Source organism: Blautia sp. aa_0143 (assembly GCF_004167315.1).
In the GTDB taxonomy this organism is placed as follows: Bacteria; Bacillota; Clostridia; order Lachnospirales; family Lachnospiraceae; genus Blautia_A; species Blautia_A fusiformis.
In genome coordinates this window covers 14,341-30,480 of the sequence record NZ_RCXU01000007.1, presented here as the reverse complement: position 1 = coordinate 30,480, position 16,140 = coordinate 14,341, and the positions used below count along the sequence as shown (strand labels likewise).

Here is a 16,140-nt window from a genome sequence, read left to right as displayed (position 1 = left end):
TTTTTTATTACATCCTTTCGTGGCAGGTTCTTGCGATAACGTCAAGCTGCTGCTCTCTTGTAAGGTCGATGAACTTAACAGCGTATCCGGAAACACGGATCGTGAAGTTTGCATACTCCTCTTTTTCCGGATGCTCCATAGCATCGATAAGTTTCTCTTTACCGAATACGTTTACATTGAGGTGATGTGCACCACGGTCAAAGTATCCGTCAAGTACATTTACAAGATTCTCTGTACGCTCTTCCTCAGAATGGCCAAGTGCATCCGGGTTGATCGTCTGAGTATTGGAGATTCCGTCAAGGGCATCCTCATAGTCAAGCTTTGCAACAGAGTTCAGGGAAGCAAGAAGTCCGTTCTGCTCTGCGCCGTAAGACGGGTTTGCTCCCGGTGCCAGAGGCTCGCCGGCTTTTCTTCCGTCCGGAAGAGATCCTGTAGCTTTACCATAAACAACGTTGGATGTGATGGTAAGGATGGATGTGGTTGGCTTGGAATCACGATAGGTATGGATGTGTTTCAGCTTCTCAAGGAATGTGGAAAGCAGAGTTGTTGCGATCTCGTCTGCTCTGTCATCATCGTTACCATAACGTGGGAAGTCACCCTCAACCTGGAAGTCTGTTGTGATTCCGTCCTCGTCACGGATTGCTTTTACTTTTGCATATTTGATAGCGGAAAGGGAATCTACTACGTGTGAGAATCCGGCGATACCTGTTGCGAAGGAACGGTCAACCTTTGTATCGATAAGTGCCATCTCAGCTGCCTCATAGTAGTATTTATCATGCATGTAGTGGATCATGTTCAGTGTTCCAACATACAGATGTGCAAGCCAGTCCATCATCTGATCATATTTTGCGATTACTTCGTCATAATCAAGGTACTCGGAAGTGATCGGCTGATACTGCGGTCCTACCTGCTGTTTTGTCTTCTCATCAACACCACCGTTGATCGCGTAAAGAAGGCATTTTGCAAGGTTTGCACGAGCACCGAAGAACTGCATCTCTTTACCTGTCTCTGTAGCAGATACACAGCAGCAGATGCTATAGTCATCGCCCCATACCGGACGCATAACATCATCGTTCTCATACTGGATGGAACTTGTTGTAACAGAGATGTCTGCTGCATATTTCTTGAAGTTCTCAGGCAGTCTTGAAGAGTAGAGAACTGTAAGGTTCGGCTCCGGAGCCGGTCCCATATCCTCAAGTGTATGAAGGAAACGATAGTCGTTCTTTGTTACCATGGAACGTCCGTCCTGTCCCATACCTGCTACTTCCAGAGTTGCCCATACCGGGTCACCGGAGAAGAGCTGGTTGTAAGACGGGATACGAGCGAATTTAACCATACGGAATTTCATTACGATATGGTCAACAAGCTCCTGTGCCTCTTTCTCTGTAAGAGTTCCGTTCTCAAGGTCTCTCTCAATATAGATATCAAGGAATGTGGAGATACGTCCAACACTCATTGCAGCTCCGTTCTGAGTTTTGATCGCTGCAAGATATCCAAAGTACAGCCACTGGAATGCTTCCTTTGCATTCTTAGCCGGCTGGGAAATATCAAAGCCATAGATCTGAGCCATTTCTTTCATCTTCTTCAGAGCACGGATCTGATCTGCGATCTCCTCACGAAGCTGGAAGTCATAACGTCTCATACCCTGACGGTCGCATGCTGCGAAGTCTTTCTCTTTACCTGCGATCAGATAATCAATTCCGTAAAGAGCAACTCGTCTGTAATCACCTACGATACGTCCACGTCCGTAAGTATCCGGAAGTCCTGTAAGGATCTTGTTGTGACGTGCTCTCTTCATCTCCGGTGTGTAGATATCGAATACACCCTGGTTGTGTGTTTTGAACTCATAGTTGTTGAAAACATCTTTGATCTTGTCGCTTACATGGTATCCGTAAGTCTCACATGCCTGCTCTGCCATTTTAATTCCGCCGTATGGCATGAAAGCACGTTTCAGAGGTTTGTCTGTCTGAAGACCTACAACCTGCTCCAGGTCTTTGAGTTCCTCATCGATATATCCAGGACCGTATGCTGTAATTCCTGTTACTACCTCTGTCTCCATATCAAGAACGCCGCCTTTAGCACGCTCTTCTTTCTGAAGCTCCTGAAGCTTGCCCCAGAGTTTATCTGTTGCCTCTGTTGGTGCTTCCAGGAAGGAAGCATCTCCATCATATGGTGTATAGTTCATACTGATGAAATTACGAACATCGATCTTCTCTTTCCAACGATCACCCTTAAAACCATTCCACTGTTCAAAATCAACTTTTGCCAATTTGTTACACATCCTTTCCTGTTGTCTCAATATTTCGTTCACTGTCCGCGCAGTTAGCAATATATAACATTTCTCATGACGACCATAAGATAACAGATTCCGAATTTAAAGTCAACAGCTTGGAAGTATGTTCTTTATAATATACATGTAATTGTATTATTGATAAAAATAATGAGAAAATTGTACCAGATATTGTACAATGTCGGGCGTCTGACGGACGCTCCTGGCGGAGGGCGTTTCCTTTCCAGGGGGGACACTTTGGCAGTGGGGCTCTTTCCCTTTCTGGGGGACACTTTGGCAGTGGGGTTTCCCTTTCTGGGGGACACTTTGGCAGTGGGCAAGTTTGCGAGGGGGAAAGGCGCTCGGAGTTACGAAGCCCGCTTTTCCCCCTCGCGCTCCCCCTTTCCGGGCACGTCGCTGTTCTGCGCTGTGGTATGGGGTAGTGTATTGGCAAATGCCTGTATGCTGCTGTATTGGTGGCGTCAGGCTGAGCCAATTTTTTTCCGCCGGACGGAAGGCGGTCTGCGCAGCAGACCTGTTCCTGGTGGTTGTTGTATTGCTGGCGCTAATCTGCTCCTGCCTGCTGTATTGCTGGTGCTGACCTGCTCCTGCTTGCTGTATTGCTGGCGCTAACCTGCTCCTGCCTGTCGCTGTATTGCTGGTGCTCACTTGCTCCCGTCTGTTGTCGCATCACTGGCATAGACCTACTCCTGCCTGTCGCTGTATTGACGGCGCTCACTTGCTCCCGTCTGTTGTCACATCACTGGCATAGACCTACTTACGCCTGTTGCTGTATTGCCGGCGCTCACTTGCTCCCGTCTGTTGTCACATCACTAGCATAAACCCGCTCCCATTAACAACAGGGAACAGGCCCGCTGCGCGGGCCGCTTTCCCGTCCGACGAAATAAAAATCGGCTCAGCCTGACACTGCCAATACAGCAACATACAGGACTAAGCCGATAAATTAACACACTCCAAGGCGTAGCACAGCTGCGTGCCCGGAGGGGTGGGGTGTGGGGAGGGGAAACGGGCTTCGCAACTCCGAGTGCCTCCCCTCCCCACGAATTTCCCCGCTTTTTCAAAGCAAAACTTTTCCAAGAAAAACCCTACAATACTTTGGAAAGAAACTCCTTCGTCCTTTCCTCTCGAGGATCCCCAAACAGTTCTTTCGGATTTCTATCCTCAAGAATCACCCCATCATCCATAAAGAGCACTCTGTCGCTGACCTCCCTTGCAAATCCCATCTCATGGGTAACCACCAGCATGGTCATGCCTTCTTTTGCAAGCTCCTTCATAACCTCAAGAACCTCTCCGACCATCTCCGGATCAAGAGCTGATGTCGGCTCGTCGAACAGAAGCACCTGGGGATTCATTGCAAGGGCTCTGGCAATGGCAACCCTCTGCTTCTGTCCGCCTGAAAGCTTTCCTGGATAGACATCAGCTTTTTCTTCAAGGCCGACTCTTTTCAAAAGAGCCCTCGCCTTCTGATCAGCTTCCGCTACATTCCATTTGCCAAGGCGCACCGGCGCAAGGGTGATATTTTTCAATACTGTCATATTTGGAAACAGATTAAAATGCTGAAAAACCATTCCCACATTTTCTCTGAATTTATCTACATCCAGCTTCGGATCCAGAAGCTGCTGTCCGTTTACGGTGATCTCGCCTTCCTCCGGTTTTTCCAGAAGGTTCAGGCAGCGCAGAAATGTAGATTTTCCGGAGCCGGACGGACCGATGATGCAGATACACTCACCCTTGTTTACGTGAGTTGTGATTCCCTTTAATACGTGTACGTCCCCGAAGGACTTTTTCAGATTTTTAACATCAATCACTTTCTCTCAGTCTCCTTTCAAATCTCTTCAGCAGAAGGCTCAGGCACTTCACGATCAGATAGTACATGATACCTGCAACGATCAGCGGTATGAACATCTGATAAGTACGGGAAGAAACATAGCTTGCCGCTTTTGTCAGATCCATGATACCTACATAACCTAAAATAGATGTTTCTTTGATCAGCTGGATAAACTCATTACCCATTGCCGGAAGGATGGTTTTTACAGCCTGCGGAATGATAATGAAACGCATGGTATCTTTATACCCAAGACCCAGAGAACGACCAGCCTCGCTCTGCCCCTTGTCTACAGATAAAATACCTCCGCGGATAACCTCGGAAACATATGCACCGCTGTTGATACCGAAGCTGACCACTGCTGCCACATATCCCAGCCTGCTGTGGAACACTGCAAAATAGATGATCATCAGCTGAAGGACTGACGGTGTTCCACGGATCACATCAACATAAATATCCGCGATCGTGGAAAGAATGGTTCTTCTGCCTTTTTTCGCAGCTCCAAGCCGTACCAAAGCCACTACAAGACCGATCAGGATACCTACGATCACTGACAAAAGGGAAACGATCAGCGTAATTCCAAGACCGTTAATATAAAACTTCCAACGATTATCCTGAAGGAAAATAAAGCTTAAAAGTCCCAGAAAACCATCGGTTGCTGCTACATCTGTCACATCCTCGCTGTTTTCAAGTGTGTCCACAAAATACTTCTGATAAAGATCATCATATTCCCCGGATTTTTTTACTTTTGCAAGCCCGTCATTGATGATCTGGACAAGCTCTGTGTTTCCTTTTTCAATACAGAAAACCGTATCCTCTGCTGTACTTGGCACGGACTCATACTGCAGGTCTGAGTTCTGTTTGCAGTAGATCTCCGCCATGATATTGTCGATCAGAACTGCATCTGCTCCACCGTTTTTCAGCTCCATGACTGCACTGGAAGCGTTTTTAAATCTTTTTACTTTGGCATCCTTAACTTCACCGTAATCGGTAGTCTCGCCGGATGCGATCATATCACTCTGTGCACCCTCCAGAACTGCAACGGTTTTTCCGGACATCTCCTCAAAATCCTTGATCGGATTATCCTTGCGGCTGATGATGCACTGTGTACCGGTGTAATAAACATCGGAAAAATCAACGCTTTTTTTACGGTCCTCCGTAGGTCCGATCCCGGCTGCGATCACCTGTACATCACCAGCCTCCATGGAACCCATCAGGGAATCAAAGGGCATATCCTTCCATACCAGCTTTACGTTTTCTTCCTTGGCGATCGCCTCCAGAAGATCGTAATCAAAACCTGTAATATTTCCATTATCATCCAGGTATTCAAATGGTGAATACTCTGCGTTCGTTCCTATGATGATGGTCTGCTGTTCTGCCGCTTTTACTGCCACTGCACTGCTGAAATATACCGGCAGAGCCATGATCATACACAGTACAAAACAGATAAGCGCTCTGCTTTTTCCATTGCGTCCCATTATTTTCCCCTCCTGCTATTCATATTTTTTTCCGTAGCCAAAAGCACCTTCCATGCCACAGATGCCCGCTGCAAAAGCAACTGCCTCTTCAAGACTTTCACAGATCGCGGTTTCCTCCGCCATACCGTTTTTCATTCTTCCGATATACCCGGTAAGGAAAGATGCGATCAGTGAATCCCCGGCGCCAAGAGTATCTTTTACTTCCGTAAGCGGCGCTGCCGGCTGTCGGTAAAAATTCCTTCCGTCATAAAGAATGCAGCCCCTGGCTCCTCTGGAGGCCATGGCAAGCTTCGGCCCCATGGAGATGATCTTTTTCAGATGCTCTTCTGCCTCCTGGTCGGTTCCGTCAAAGGAGCAAAATGCGTAAGTAACCTCCGGTGCTGTTTTTTCATAATATTCCTCTGTGGAATCATCAGAAAAGTCAAAAGAAACCGGAATTCCCGCCTCTTTGATCTTATGCAGCTCTTCCTCCGTAAAAGAGTAATTTCCGCTATGTACCACATCAAAGCCTTTCATATATTCCAGATCAAAACGATCAAGGATATACGGTGTTTTTCCACGGATACCACCATCATTAAAATCCAGGAACTCACGGTCTCCGTCTTTTAATGTGATCCTGGAATAACCGTTCTCGCCGTGCAGCTGTCTGCACTTTACGGTTTCCACGCCGATTTTTTCCAGTGTATCCATGATCAGTTCTGCTCTGTCGTCATCTCCGAAATATCCCATATACGCTGTTTTTTCACATCCGGCCATCTTTCCGTAAACACTGACGTTTACGCAGTTTCCGCCTGGATACATGGTTTTCAGATGATCATAGATATCCACTACATTGTCTCCGAAGCCAAGAAGCCTTGTACTGTATTTACTCATATTTTCCCTTTCTCTGTGCACAGGCACAGCAGCACCTTTAGTACTCTACAACGCCCATATATCTTCTCATATCCAGCGGATGACGGCGTTTATCCTGGAGAGCGGTACGGTAAACGGTCGTCATGGTGTAGAACAGCATCGGGGTAAAATATTCCACACAGCTGTCATCAATTGCTTCCATACCAAGCTTATCCGCATCGATCACTTCGTATTTCTTTCCGTATTTTTCAAGGAAAGTCAGCACACGCGCATCCATCATACGGTTTCTGCCCCGGCTCATCATAAGGATATAAAGATGATCCTCATCCGTTACCTCAAACGGTCCGTGGAAATATTCCGCACTGTTCAGATAACCGCAGTCCATCCACTGCATTTCCTGAAGTGAGCAGATCGCAAAGCCATATGCCTGAGAATAGGAAGCTCCCGATGCCATGATATAAAGGTTCGGTTCCTCTGAATATTTTTCTGCAAAAAGCCATGCTGCATTCTGCTGATCCTTCACTGCAGCTGCAATAACATCATCGATCTTTTCAAAGCCTTCCACGATCTTATCGTAAAGCTTATATCCCGGCTCCTGTACCTTCATCAGCTCATTAAGAATACGAAGTACGATTCCCTGAGGCTTCTCTGCTTCCTTTACCCCCGGTGCCCAGTCGTATACAACGGAGATCCATTTATCTGTATCACATGGGGAACCTGGCGCATGTGTCATTGTAACAACAGCCGCACCTGCATCCATTCCTGTTTTTGCTGCCTCCAGACACTCCTTTGTCTTGCCACTGTGGGAGCAGATGATCAGAAGACTGTCTTTTCCCAGCTTCTTCGGCGGTGTCAGTGCAAACTCTCTTGCAGGGATCCACTGTGCATCCATCACTGCGGATTCCGCACGGACAAAATAATATCCCGGATACAGATCCACAAGAGATCCTCCGCATGCAAGAAAATACACATTTTTGATTGTTCCATGCTCTTTGTTGATCTTATTTACGATTTTTACTGCGTCCATTTTCATCCTCCGGTTTTCGTGGAAATTCGTCTGGTAATCCTCTGAATCCATTGAAAATACAGGTTTTTTTCGGATTTTCAGATGAATTTCTCCTTCTTGTACTTTTGCATTTTACCTTTTTGAAGAATATAACATATTATAACGTTATAGTAAAGAGTATATTCATGATTTATGATTAATTATTCATCCAATGTCCCTTCTGACGCACTGCAGAGGTTTGTCCCTTACTGGACAAATACATCCGCACTATAGTAAAATATCTTTTATGAACAACCTCAGAAAGGATATTTTCATGTTAAATAAAAATTCGATCCAGCCGCTTTACAAGCAGCTTATGGATATCATCACCCAGCAGATCAAAAACGGTACTTATAAGCCCGGAGAAAAAATCCCTCCTGAGCCGGAGCTTGCCGATCTTTACCATGTCAGCCGGATCACTGTCCGACGTACCGTGGAGGAGCTTTGTACACAAGGCTATCTTATCAAGCATCAGGGAAAAGGAACCTTTGTAAAATCCCCCATGATCTTCCGGAAATTTGAATCCCAGAAAAATATGAGCTTTTCCGAATCCTGCCGTCAGAATGACCGGATTCCGGAATCTCACGTACTGTCCTTCTGCAAAAAACCTGCAAACAGCGTAACCTCTGATTTTCTGCAGCTTACTTCGGATGAGGAAGTTTTTTTCCTGGAACGTCTTCTTCTGGCTGACAGTATTCCGGTTATTGATGTTCACACCTGGCTCCCCACACGGCTTTTCCCGGATTTTGATCCGAACGCTGTAGAAAACGGTTCTTTTTTTGAATATATCAAAAACACCTACCGCTGTACGATCGCAGAATCCAGCCGCAGCACTATTTCTGTTACTGCAGCCTCCCCGGATATGGCAAAAACTTTGCGTCTGTCTTCCGGTGATCCCGTGCTGATCCTGGATTCCTATATGGAAGCTCCTGATGGAAAACCGCTTTACATCAGCCGTGAATACATTGCAGGTTCCCGCTATACGATTTCATTTTGAAGAATCAAAAAACGGCACAGAAGTGTTATGCTGCCAATACAGCAGCATCCACCTCTGTGCCAGTATTTATTTATCCAAAAATATTACTGTTCACTCCGTTCTCCGTAACACGCTTCGCGATACACAAAATTTACCCTTTATCTTTTCAAGACTCCGATCCATCACTGCCTGTCATCTGTGCCTCAATGGCCTTTCCAAGGCGGTTATAGATCGTCACCGCATCCTCCACATGGAGTGGGCTTCCGGTATTTCCCGATGCGCCTGCCGTTACCAGTATGTATTCCCTGTCGTAGACCTCTGCAAAGCTTGCAAGACACAGACCCGCCTCACTGGTATATCCTGTCTTGCCGCCCAGGATCTTGCCGCCGGTAACGGAAGGGTCAGAAAGATTTTTGAACATGGTACTGTAATATGTGATCCCGCTGGGATGGATATTCGTCACTCCTGTAGAATGCCGCGGACTCTCAATGATCTCTCTGAACGTATCGTTCCGAAGCGCATACCTAAGCAGCACCGCAATATCTCTCACTGTACTGTAATGATCCGGATCATGAAGCCCTGTCGTATCACAGAAATGTGTACCATTCATTCCAATCCTCTGTGCCTTCTTATTCATCAGCTCCACAAATCCATCCCTGGAACCGCCTACGGTATCCGCCAGTGCGATACAACACTCCGCACCGGATGGCAGCATGGCACCATAAAGAAGATCGATGGCCCGCACGGTCTCACCGGGCTGAAAGCCTGCCTGGGTGGCATCCTGCTCATAAAGCCCCTGGAACATTTCCTGGGTCAGAGTGATCTCCTGATCCAGATCATCCAGGTTCTCAATAGCCACGATCACCGTCATGATCTTCGTCATGGAAGCCGGATAGATTTTCTCATCACCCTTCATATTTCCGATGATCTTTCCGCCTTTTACCTGCATCAGCACTGCGTAGGGACTGTTGATACCGCTCATCTCAAGCTTACGGACAACCGGTCTCTGCAGAGACTCCATCCAGTCACCTACCCCTTTATTCCAGCCGATGATCACTACAAGTGTCAGGATCACGATAGCCTCTACCACCAGGCAGAGTATCATTTTTATTTTGTTTACCTGTTTTTTTATTTTCTTCGTTTTACGCTTTTTTGATCTCAATTTATACTCCCTGTTCCGACAAATTCATCTGTAAGTTTTACTTACAGAAACGTTTTCCCCATCTTTTTTATATTAACATGATTATTATTTTCTTCTGTAATATCTATATGAAAAAGCTCTGATGAGCTTTCGTTCTGTTATAACTCTGTTTGTGCCTTATTGTAGGATTTTTGCCCCCAAAAATCAAGGTGTATAAATGTATAAAAAAATACCCCATACAAAGTTTCCTCTGTACAGGGTATTTAAAATTTATTACTGAGCTAATTTAATCGGGTTAAGCTTAACACCAGGTCCCATTGTCGGAGCGATTGTAACGCTCTTCAGATACTGACCTTTCAGTGTGCTAGGTCTAGCCTTTGTGATAGCTCCCATAAGCGTCTGGAAGTTGTCGCTTAACTGCTCCTCGGTAAAGGAAGCCTTTCCGATCGGAACATGGATGATGTTGGATTTGTCAAGACGATACTCGATCTTACCTGCTTTAATGTCGTTAACAGCTTTTGTTACGTCCATTGTTACAGTACCAGCTTTCGGGTTTGGCATTAAACCTTTCGGTCCAAGTACACGACCAAGACGACCTACAACGCCCATCATATCCGGTGTTGCAACTACAACGTCAAAGTCAAGCCATCCCTCGTTCTGGATCTTCGGAATGAGGTCCTCAGCTCCTACGAAGTCTGCTCCTGCTGCCTTTGCCTCTTCTGCCTTAGCATCTTTAGCAAATACAAGTACACGAACTTTTTTACCTGTTCCGTGTGGCAGAACAACTGCTCCACGGATCTGCTGATCTGCGTGACGTCCATCGCAGCCTGTACGGATGTGAACTTCGATGGTCTCGTCGAACTTAGCTACAGCTGCTTTTTTAACAAGGCTGATAGCCTCTGGTGCATCATATAATGTTGCGCGGTCTACTGCTTTCGCAGCTTCCACATATTTCTTTCCTCGTTTCATTTCTATAACCTCCTGTGGTATTTGCGGGGAAAAGCCCTCCCACTTGAAAATTTCACTTTTTCTACGGGAACCCCGAACTTAAGCTTCGGTATTTATTAGTCTACGACTTCGATTCCCATACTTCTTGCTGTACCGGCGATCATGCTCATAGCAGCCTCGATGGATGCTGCATTGAGGTCTTTCATCTTCAGCTCAGCGATCTCCTGAACCTGTGCCTTAGTAACTTTAGCTACTTTGGTCTTGTTCGGTGTACCGGAACCAGATTTGATGTTTGCAGCTTTCTTAAGAAGAACTGCTGCCGGCGGAGTCTTGGTTATGAAGCTGAAACTTCTGTCAGCGTAAACAGTGATGACAACCGGGATGATAAGATCTCCCTGATCAGCTGTTCTTGCGTTGAACTCCTTAGTAAACTGTACGATGTTTACACCATGCTGTCCAAGAGCCGGACCTACAGGTGGTGCTGGAGTTGCTTTACCAGCCGGAATCTGTAATTTGATATATCCTGTTACTTTCTTTGCCATTTTCGGCACCTCCTATGTGGTATTGGCGGGGGTGTGTCCCTCCCACTTGCTGTTACCTTGTTTTTGAATTACTCAGCTTTTTTGATTTCTGTGAAACTTATTTCTACCGGTGTTTCACGACCGAAAAGCTCAACATTGATCGTTACCGTCTGTTTCTGCATGTTGATACCTGTGATCACACCTGCGGTATCTTTCCATGCACCACCGGTAACGACTACCATGTCGCCCTCTGCGAAGTCCACTTCGATATCCGGTTTCTGGATACCAAGCGGCATCATTTCCTCTTCTGTAAGAGGCACAGGCTTTGATCCCGGTCCTACGAATCCTGTAACACCGCGGGTATTACGGACAACGTACCAGGTATCGTCATTCATCACCATATTGAGAAGCACATAGCCTGGAAACATCTTTTTCTGAACCTGTCTTGAGGTTCCGTTCTTCATCTCCACTACATCCTGCAGCGGAACACGTACCTCCAGGATCTGGTCTTCCAGGTGTCTGTTCTCGATCGTCTTTTCAATGTTGGCTTTTACCTTGTTCTCATACCCGGAATAGGTATGGACAACGTACCATTTTGCTGCTTCTGACATATAATCACCTTGTCCTTACTTCATTAAGAAATTAATGCATTCCAGAATTCCGGAATCCATTACACTGATAACCACTGCCAGGATGATCGTGATGATCACGACCACAACAGTCTGCTTTGCCAGTGTGGGACGGTCTGTCCAGACAATCTTCTCAAATTCTGACTGAAGTCCCTGAAACCAACTTTTCTTCTGCGGCTTATCCTCAGATTTCTGTTTTTCCATAGCATAACCTCACAAATCTCTGTGATTACTTTGTTTCCTTGTGCAGAGTGTGTGTATGACAGAACTTACAATATTTCTTGGTCTCCATTCTCTCAGGATGGTTCTTTTTCTCCTTCGTCATATTGTAGTTACGCTGCTTGCACTCGGTGCATGCTAATGTAATCTTAACGCGCACAACTTCCACCTCCAGTGTTTTCATTTGCATGGTCTTCTATGCCGCCCGGAACGTATATCCGTCGTCATTTTCGGGCATAAAAAAAAGACCTAACTTCCATGTCGCTCGTCAATTTTATCACAGAGCAGGTGTGCAAGTCAAGCCTTTTTCGCTTAAATATAAAGAATTTCACAGATTCCGTACGGACGTCTCAAGTGCGCAAACCCGATTCTGCTTCGCTGCATTTCGTTTTCGGGACGTCGCCCCTGTACAGAAAGTAATAAGAAGACCCTTATGTGCAGGCACAACATGTCTTCTTCTGTCTTCCTGCACACTTTCAACTTCTATTAAAAGTAGTCATAACCACCGTGGATATCCACCACACTGCCGTTCATATATCCGTTAGACAGCACTGCATAAGCCATATCCGCCACTTCCTCCACAGTTCCAAATCTGTGGAGCGCGATCTTCCGGTTGATACGGTCGTAGCTCTCCTGGGTGCGGGCGCTGTGCCACGGAGTTTCGATGAAGCCAGGTGCAATAGCGTTGACTGTGATGCCCTTTGGCTCAAATTCCTTTACCAGGGATCTTGTCAGGAAATGGATGGCTGCCTTGGTGACTCCATATACAAGGGAGGAAGAATACGCCTGCTGTCCTGCATAAGAACCGGTAAAGAGCACACTGCCGCCCTCTACCATCATGGATCTCAGCTCTTTGACCATAAATACAGGTACGGAAAGATTGGTATTTACGATCCGTGTCCACTCCTCAAAGCTGTAGTCTTCATATTTTGCGTAGGTACTGATGCCGGCATTGCTTACAAGCCAGTCAATATGGTCTGTCTGCTTTTTCAGCTCCTCCACAAAAACCATCATCTCTTCATAGGAAGACATATCTGCCTTTATCAAAGTCACCTGAGATCTTTTTTCCTCAGGAAGGCTCTCCTGAAACGACAGTGCCTTCTTCTCATCATGTCCATATGTTACGAAGATCCTGTCAGTTTTTGCTGACTCTGCCAGGATCTTTTCGGCGATCCCTCTTCCGATTCCAGAGGTACCGCCTGTGATCACAGTTATTTTTCCCATTTTACAGCTCCATCAGTTCATCAAATATCGGTTTCGGTATATAAGGCTGCTGATTGTGGATCGGCTCACCCAGACAAGTCTTCGGGTATGCGTAGGTTCCATGCTCCAGCATGATCTCCAGAAGCTCCGGTCCGTTCTGCTCCAGGAATCCACCGGCATATTTTTCCACGTCTTCTCCCTGGATGCGCTTTGCAGGAATTCCGTAAGCCTGCGCCACATCTGTAAAATCGCAGGACGAGAATCCGCTGCCATCGGAGGTATCCGCATATACACAGTCAAAATAATCTCTCTGAAGATGACGGATCATTCCCAGAGCCTCATTATTCATTACGATCATCTTCACTGGGATATTCTCACGCTTCACCCACTGCAGCTCCTGGATATTCATCTGGAAGGCTCCGTCTCCGCAGATACATGCCACCGGCTTGCCGGTAGCATAATAAGCTCCGATAGCCGCCGGAAGTGCATATCCCATAGCACCATGTCCGCCGGAAAAAAGTGTCTTCTGCCCCTGCTGATTGTGGAAGGACTGATAGCTCCATACCATATGCTGTCCCACATCCACAGCAACCGCTCCGGTATCGGAAAGCTGATCACTCAAATATGCGATCATGCGGTTCGGATAACGCTGCGGTGTCTCATCGTCCACTTTCCAGAGTTCCTTACGGATCTTCTGGCAGACAGCAAGCCATTCCTCATAGGAACCGATCTGTGCCTGCTGCTCTGTCAGCTTACGCACCACAGTCTCTGCGCTGACGCAAAAGCATTTCTCACCTTCTCTTCCCTCATGGATCTCTCTTTGAAGATTATAAGGATCAATATCCACACGGATGATTTCGGCATTCTTCGCAAACTCATGAACCTTAGTACCAATCTGACGGGTACACAGGGAAATTCCAAAGCAGAGCAGAAGGTCGCTTTTTGCATTGGCGATCATATTTGCATACCGATGTCCGTAGGCACCTCCGATGCACCCGAAGTTCAAAGGATCATCAAAGCTCAGTGCGGACCGGGCAAGTACGCTTGTGATCACCGGAATGTGATGGGCACGCGCCAGATCTGTGAGCATTTTTTCTGCTTCTCCGGAAGCTCCGTGACCGATCATAAATACCGGCCGTTTTGCAGTCCTGATCTTATTCAGAATATATTCTGCCGCCTCTGCTCCATCAGAAGAATCCGCCTTTGCAACTGCATCCCTGTAAAAGGCTGCCCCGTTTTCCGGATCATTTTTTCCATATACAGCTGTCTCGATCTCTTCCTCGGAAAATTCCATATCATAAACCGGATCTTCCACCTCGCCTCTCTGCACGTTCATAGGAAGATCGATAAGAACCGGCCCTTTCCGTCCTGTATTGGCGATCTGCCATGCAAGATTCAGTTCACGAACGATATTTTTCGGATCACGGACCTGCACCGCGTACTTGGTTACCGGCTTTGCCATGGAAACCATATCGATTTCCTGAAAGCCCTGCTGACGAAGGCCTGTAATACCGGAATATTCATAGGTATTCAGCTGTCCGGTGATAAAGATCACAGGAAGAGAATCGAAATACGCATCTGCCACACCAGAAAGCAGATTGGCAGCTCCCGGACCACTGGTAGCATAGGCACAGCCGCAGGCATTCTTTGCCTGAGCATAACCGCAGGCGGCAAAAGCAGCTCCCTGCTCATGATAGCTGGAATGACTTCTTGCATGGGGATTCTTCTCAATGGAATCTACCAGATGTGCGATCATGGTTCCCTGGTATCCAAAGAAATCATGGATCCCTTTTTTCTGCAAAAATTCCACAACATAATCTGTAAGCTTGACCTTAGACATATTTTTTTACCTTCTCCATATACGAGATCCTTCCTGTTTTTTCCAGATACTTAAGATACAGGTCAAAAACCTCCGGATCTGTTTCAAATGCTTCTTCATATTTCAGACAGCGATCATTCATCCTGGTATATCCTGCAAATGCTTTTTCCAGTTCCACATAATCTTTATTTTTGAAGAGATTCCGGATATAGCTGAGCTTTTTGCGATAAGCCAGTGCACAGGTATATTTTTCCCCGCAGAATTTCGCATAATCCCAGCACTGTGCAAGATATTCCCGGTAATTCAGTCCAAACTGCCTGCGCTTTTCCCTTTTCTTCCTAACAGAAGCAAATTTCTTCAGTTCCTTTGACTGCTGCAGAAATTCCTCGCATGGGATCAGTGTGCTGCACACCACCAGCGAGCCGGGAACATAGTTTTCCATTGACTTATTTCGATAATTTTTGCCGTAGGCCCGGGTGAGATAGCTGTCTGTGTTTCCCGGGACCATAAAGGATTCTCCTCCAAGCATTGCCTCCCCGGGATTTTCAAAAATATGCGCAGGAAAATAAAGATTCTGGTCAAAATATCGGAGTACATATGTTTTTGCGCCATCCTGCGGCTGCCGGAGCAGATCCCGGAATATGCTCTTTGCCAGCCAGCCTCGTCCGCAAAGGGAAAGGACTCGCACCATCCAGATACATCCCAGCTCACGCCGGTTCCGCCACTTGCCTTTTTTTCCGTAGATCCTCTTCCATCCCTCTTCGCGCATACGGTTCCAGAGATATTTTCCCTTTGGACCATATTCACACTGCAGCGGAAGGATATTGATCCCCAGTCCCGGATGTTTGTATTTTCCATACTCGTCCAGCTTATAAAACAATGTATCTTTATCTGTATAACGCAGAAAAAATCCGGGGAAACGGCTGTTATTCTCCATAGATTCCAGAGCTCTGCGCAGCTCCGGTTCTTCGTCAAAGATGTTTTTAAACCGGGCCATATCACCGGTCTTCATATAAATATCATTGCTTGCCGGATTCATGGGAAAAGGGCGCTCCGTTACCGCACAGAGGGTAAGATACGGAGAAAGATAATATGTGATCTTATTTTTTCTGCATATGGTATCTATTTCTTTTAGAAGTTCCAGTACTTTCTGCTGTTCTCTGTTCAATACACTCTGCCTCGTTTCTGTTGATC

General features: G+C 46.4%; 15 protein-coding genes. 1 reads left to right on the top strand and 14 read right to left on the bottom strand.

The window, feature by feature from the left end; genetic code table 11:
- Positions 1 to 7: 7 nt before the first annotated feature.
- The 5 genes from pflB to EAI83_RS04625 all read right to left on the bottom strand — a co-directional run bounded on the left by pflB (position 8) and on the right by EAI83_RS04625 (position 7,472).
- Positions 8 to 2,281, bottom strand: a complete 2,274-nt coding sequence (pflB, locus tag EAI83_RS04645; protein WP_021653081.1) for a formate C-acetyltransferase — start codon at positions 2,279 to 2,281, stop codon at positions 8 to 10.
- 1,094 nt (positions 2,282 to 3,375) lie between these two features.
- A complete protein-coding gene (locus EAI83_RS04640) occupies positions 3,376 to 4,098 on the bottom strand; it encodes an amino acid ABC transporter ATP-binding protein (protein WP_021651269.1) in 723 nt (240 codons plus the stop codon).
- Positions 4,091 to 5,593 (bottom strand): ABC transporter permease subunit, encoded by a 1,503-nt coding sequence (locus tag EAI83_RS04635; protein ID WP_022427099.1) that lies wholly within the window; start codon positions 5,591 to 5,593, stop codon positions 4,091 to 4,093. The genes EAI83_RS04640 and EAI83_RS04635 overlap by 8 nt, the downstream gene beginning before the upstream one ends.
- 15 nt (positions 5,594 to 5,608) lie before the next feature.
- The gene (locus EAI83_RS04630) at positions 5,609 to 6,466 is read right to left on the bottom strand and encodes a PfkB family carbohydrate kinase (RefSeq protein ID WP_129974690.1); all 858 of its coding nucleotides are present in this window, start codon (positions 6,464 to 6,466) and stop codon (positions 5,609 to 5,611) included.
- Positions 6,467 to 6,503: 37 nt separating this feature from the next.
- Positions 6,504 to 7,472, bottom strand: a complete 969-nt coding sequence (locus tag EAI83_RS04625; protein WP_114001934.1) for an SIS domain-containing protein — start codon at positions 7,470 to 7,472, stop codon at positions 6,504 to 6,506.
- Positions 7,473 to 7,764: 292 nt separating this feature from the next.
- On the opposite strand from EAI83_RS04625, the gene EAI83_RS04620 reads away from it, so the two are divergent.
- Complete coding sequence (locus EAI83_RS04620; RefSeq protein ID WP_161206338.1) at positions 7,765 to 8,487, top strand: GntR family transcriptional regulator; 723 nt, start codon at positions 7,765 to 7,767, stop codon at positions 8,485 to 8,487.
- Between the two features lie 145 nt (positions 8,488 to 8,632).
- Here EAI83_RS04620 and EAI83_RS04615 read toward each other — a convergent pair whose 3' ends face one another.
- The 9 genes from EAI83_RS04615 to EAI83_RS04575 form a co-directional block, all read right to left on the bottom strand.
- Complete coding sequence (locus EAI83_RS04615; RefSeq protein ID WP_330547761.1) at positions 8,633 to 9,628, bottom strand: D-alanyl-D-alanine carboxypeptidase family protein; 996 nt, start codon at positions 9,626 to 9,628, stop codon at positions 8,633 to 8,635.
- Between the two features lie 252 nt (positions 9,629 to 9,880).
- Complete coding sequence (gene rplA, locus EAI83_RS04610; RefSeq protein WP_015525334.1) at positions 9,881 to 10,576, bottom strand: 50S ribosomal protein L1; 696 nt, start codon at positions 10,574 to 10,576, stop codon at positions 9,881 to 9,883.
- 95 nt (positions 10,577 to 10,671) lie between these two features.
- Complete coding sequence (gene rplK, locus EAI83_RS04605; protein ID WP_015525333.1) at positions 10,672 to 11,097, bottom strand: 50S ribosomal protein L11; 426 nt, start codon at positions 11,095 to 11,097, stop codon at positions 10,672 to 10,674.
- Between the two features lie 68 nt (positions 11,098 to 11,165).
- Positions 11,166 to 11,687, bottom strand: coding sequence for a transcription termination/antitermination protein NusG (gene nusG, locus EAI83_RS04600; protein ID WP_015525332.1), 522 nt, complete (start codon positions 11,685 to 11,687; stop codon positions 11,166 to 11,168).
- A gap of 15 nt (positions 11,688 to 11,702) precedes the next feature.
- Positions 11,703 to 11,909 carry a preprotein translocase subunit SecE gene (secE, locus tag EAI83_RS04595; RefSeq protein WP_021651261.1) on the bottom strand — a complete coding sequence of 69 codons (207 nt, stop codon included), beginning with the start codon at positions 11,907 to 11,909 and terminating at the stop codon, positions 11,703 to 11,705.
- A 25-nt stretch (positions 11,910 to 11,934) separates the two neighbouring features.
- Positions 11,935 to 12,084 carry a 50S ribosomal protein L33 gene (rpmG, locus tag EAI83_RS04590; RefSeq protein WP_044961412.1) on the bottom strand — a complete coding sequence of 50 codons (150 nt, stop codon included), beginning with the start codon at positions 12,082 to 12,084 and terminating at the stop codon, positions 11,935 to 11,937.
- A gap of 326 nt (positions 12,085 to 12,410) precedes the next feature.
- Entirely contained in the window at positions 12,411 to 13,148 is a 738-nt protein-coding gene (locus tag EAI83_RS04585) for an SDR family NAD(P)-dependent oxidoreductase (RefSeq protein ID WP_015525329.1), read from the bottom strand.
- Between the two features lies 1 nt (position 13,149).
- Positions 13,150 to 14,967, bottom strand: a complete 1,818-nt coding sequence (locus EAI83_RS04580; protein ID WP_015525328.1) for a thiamine pyrophosphate-binding protein — start codon at positions 14,965 to 14,967, stop codon at positions 13,150 to 13,152.
- Complete coding sequence (locus EAI83_RS04575) at positions 14,960 to 16,114, bottom strand: LicD family protein (RefSeq protein ID WP_129974688.1); 1,155 nt, start codon at positions 16,112 to 16,114, stop codon at positions 14,960 to 14,962. The genes EAI83_RS04580 and EAI83_RS04575 overlap by 8 nt, the downstream gene beginning before the upstream one ends.
- Positions 16,115 to 16,140 lie beyond the last annotated feature (26 nt).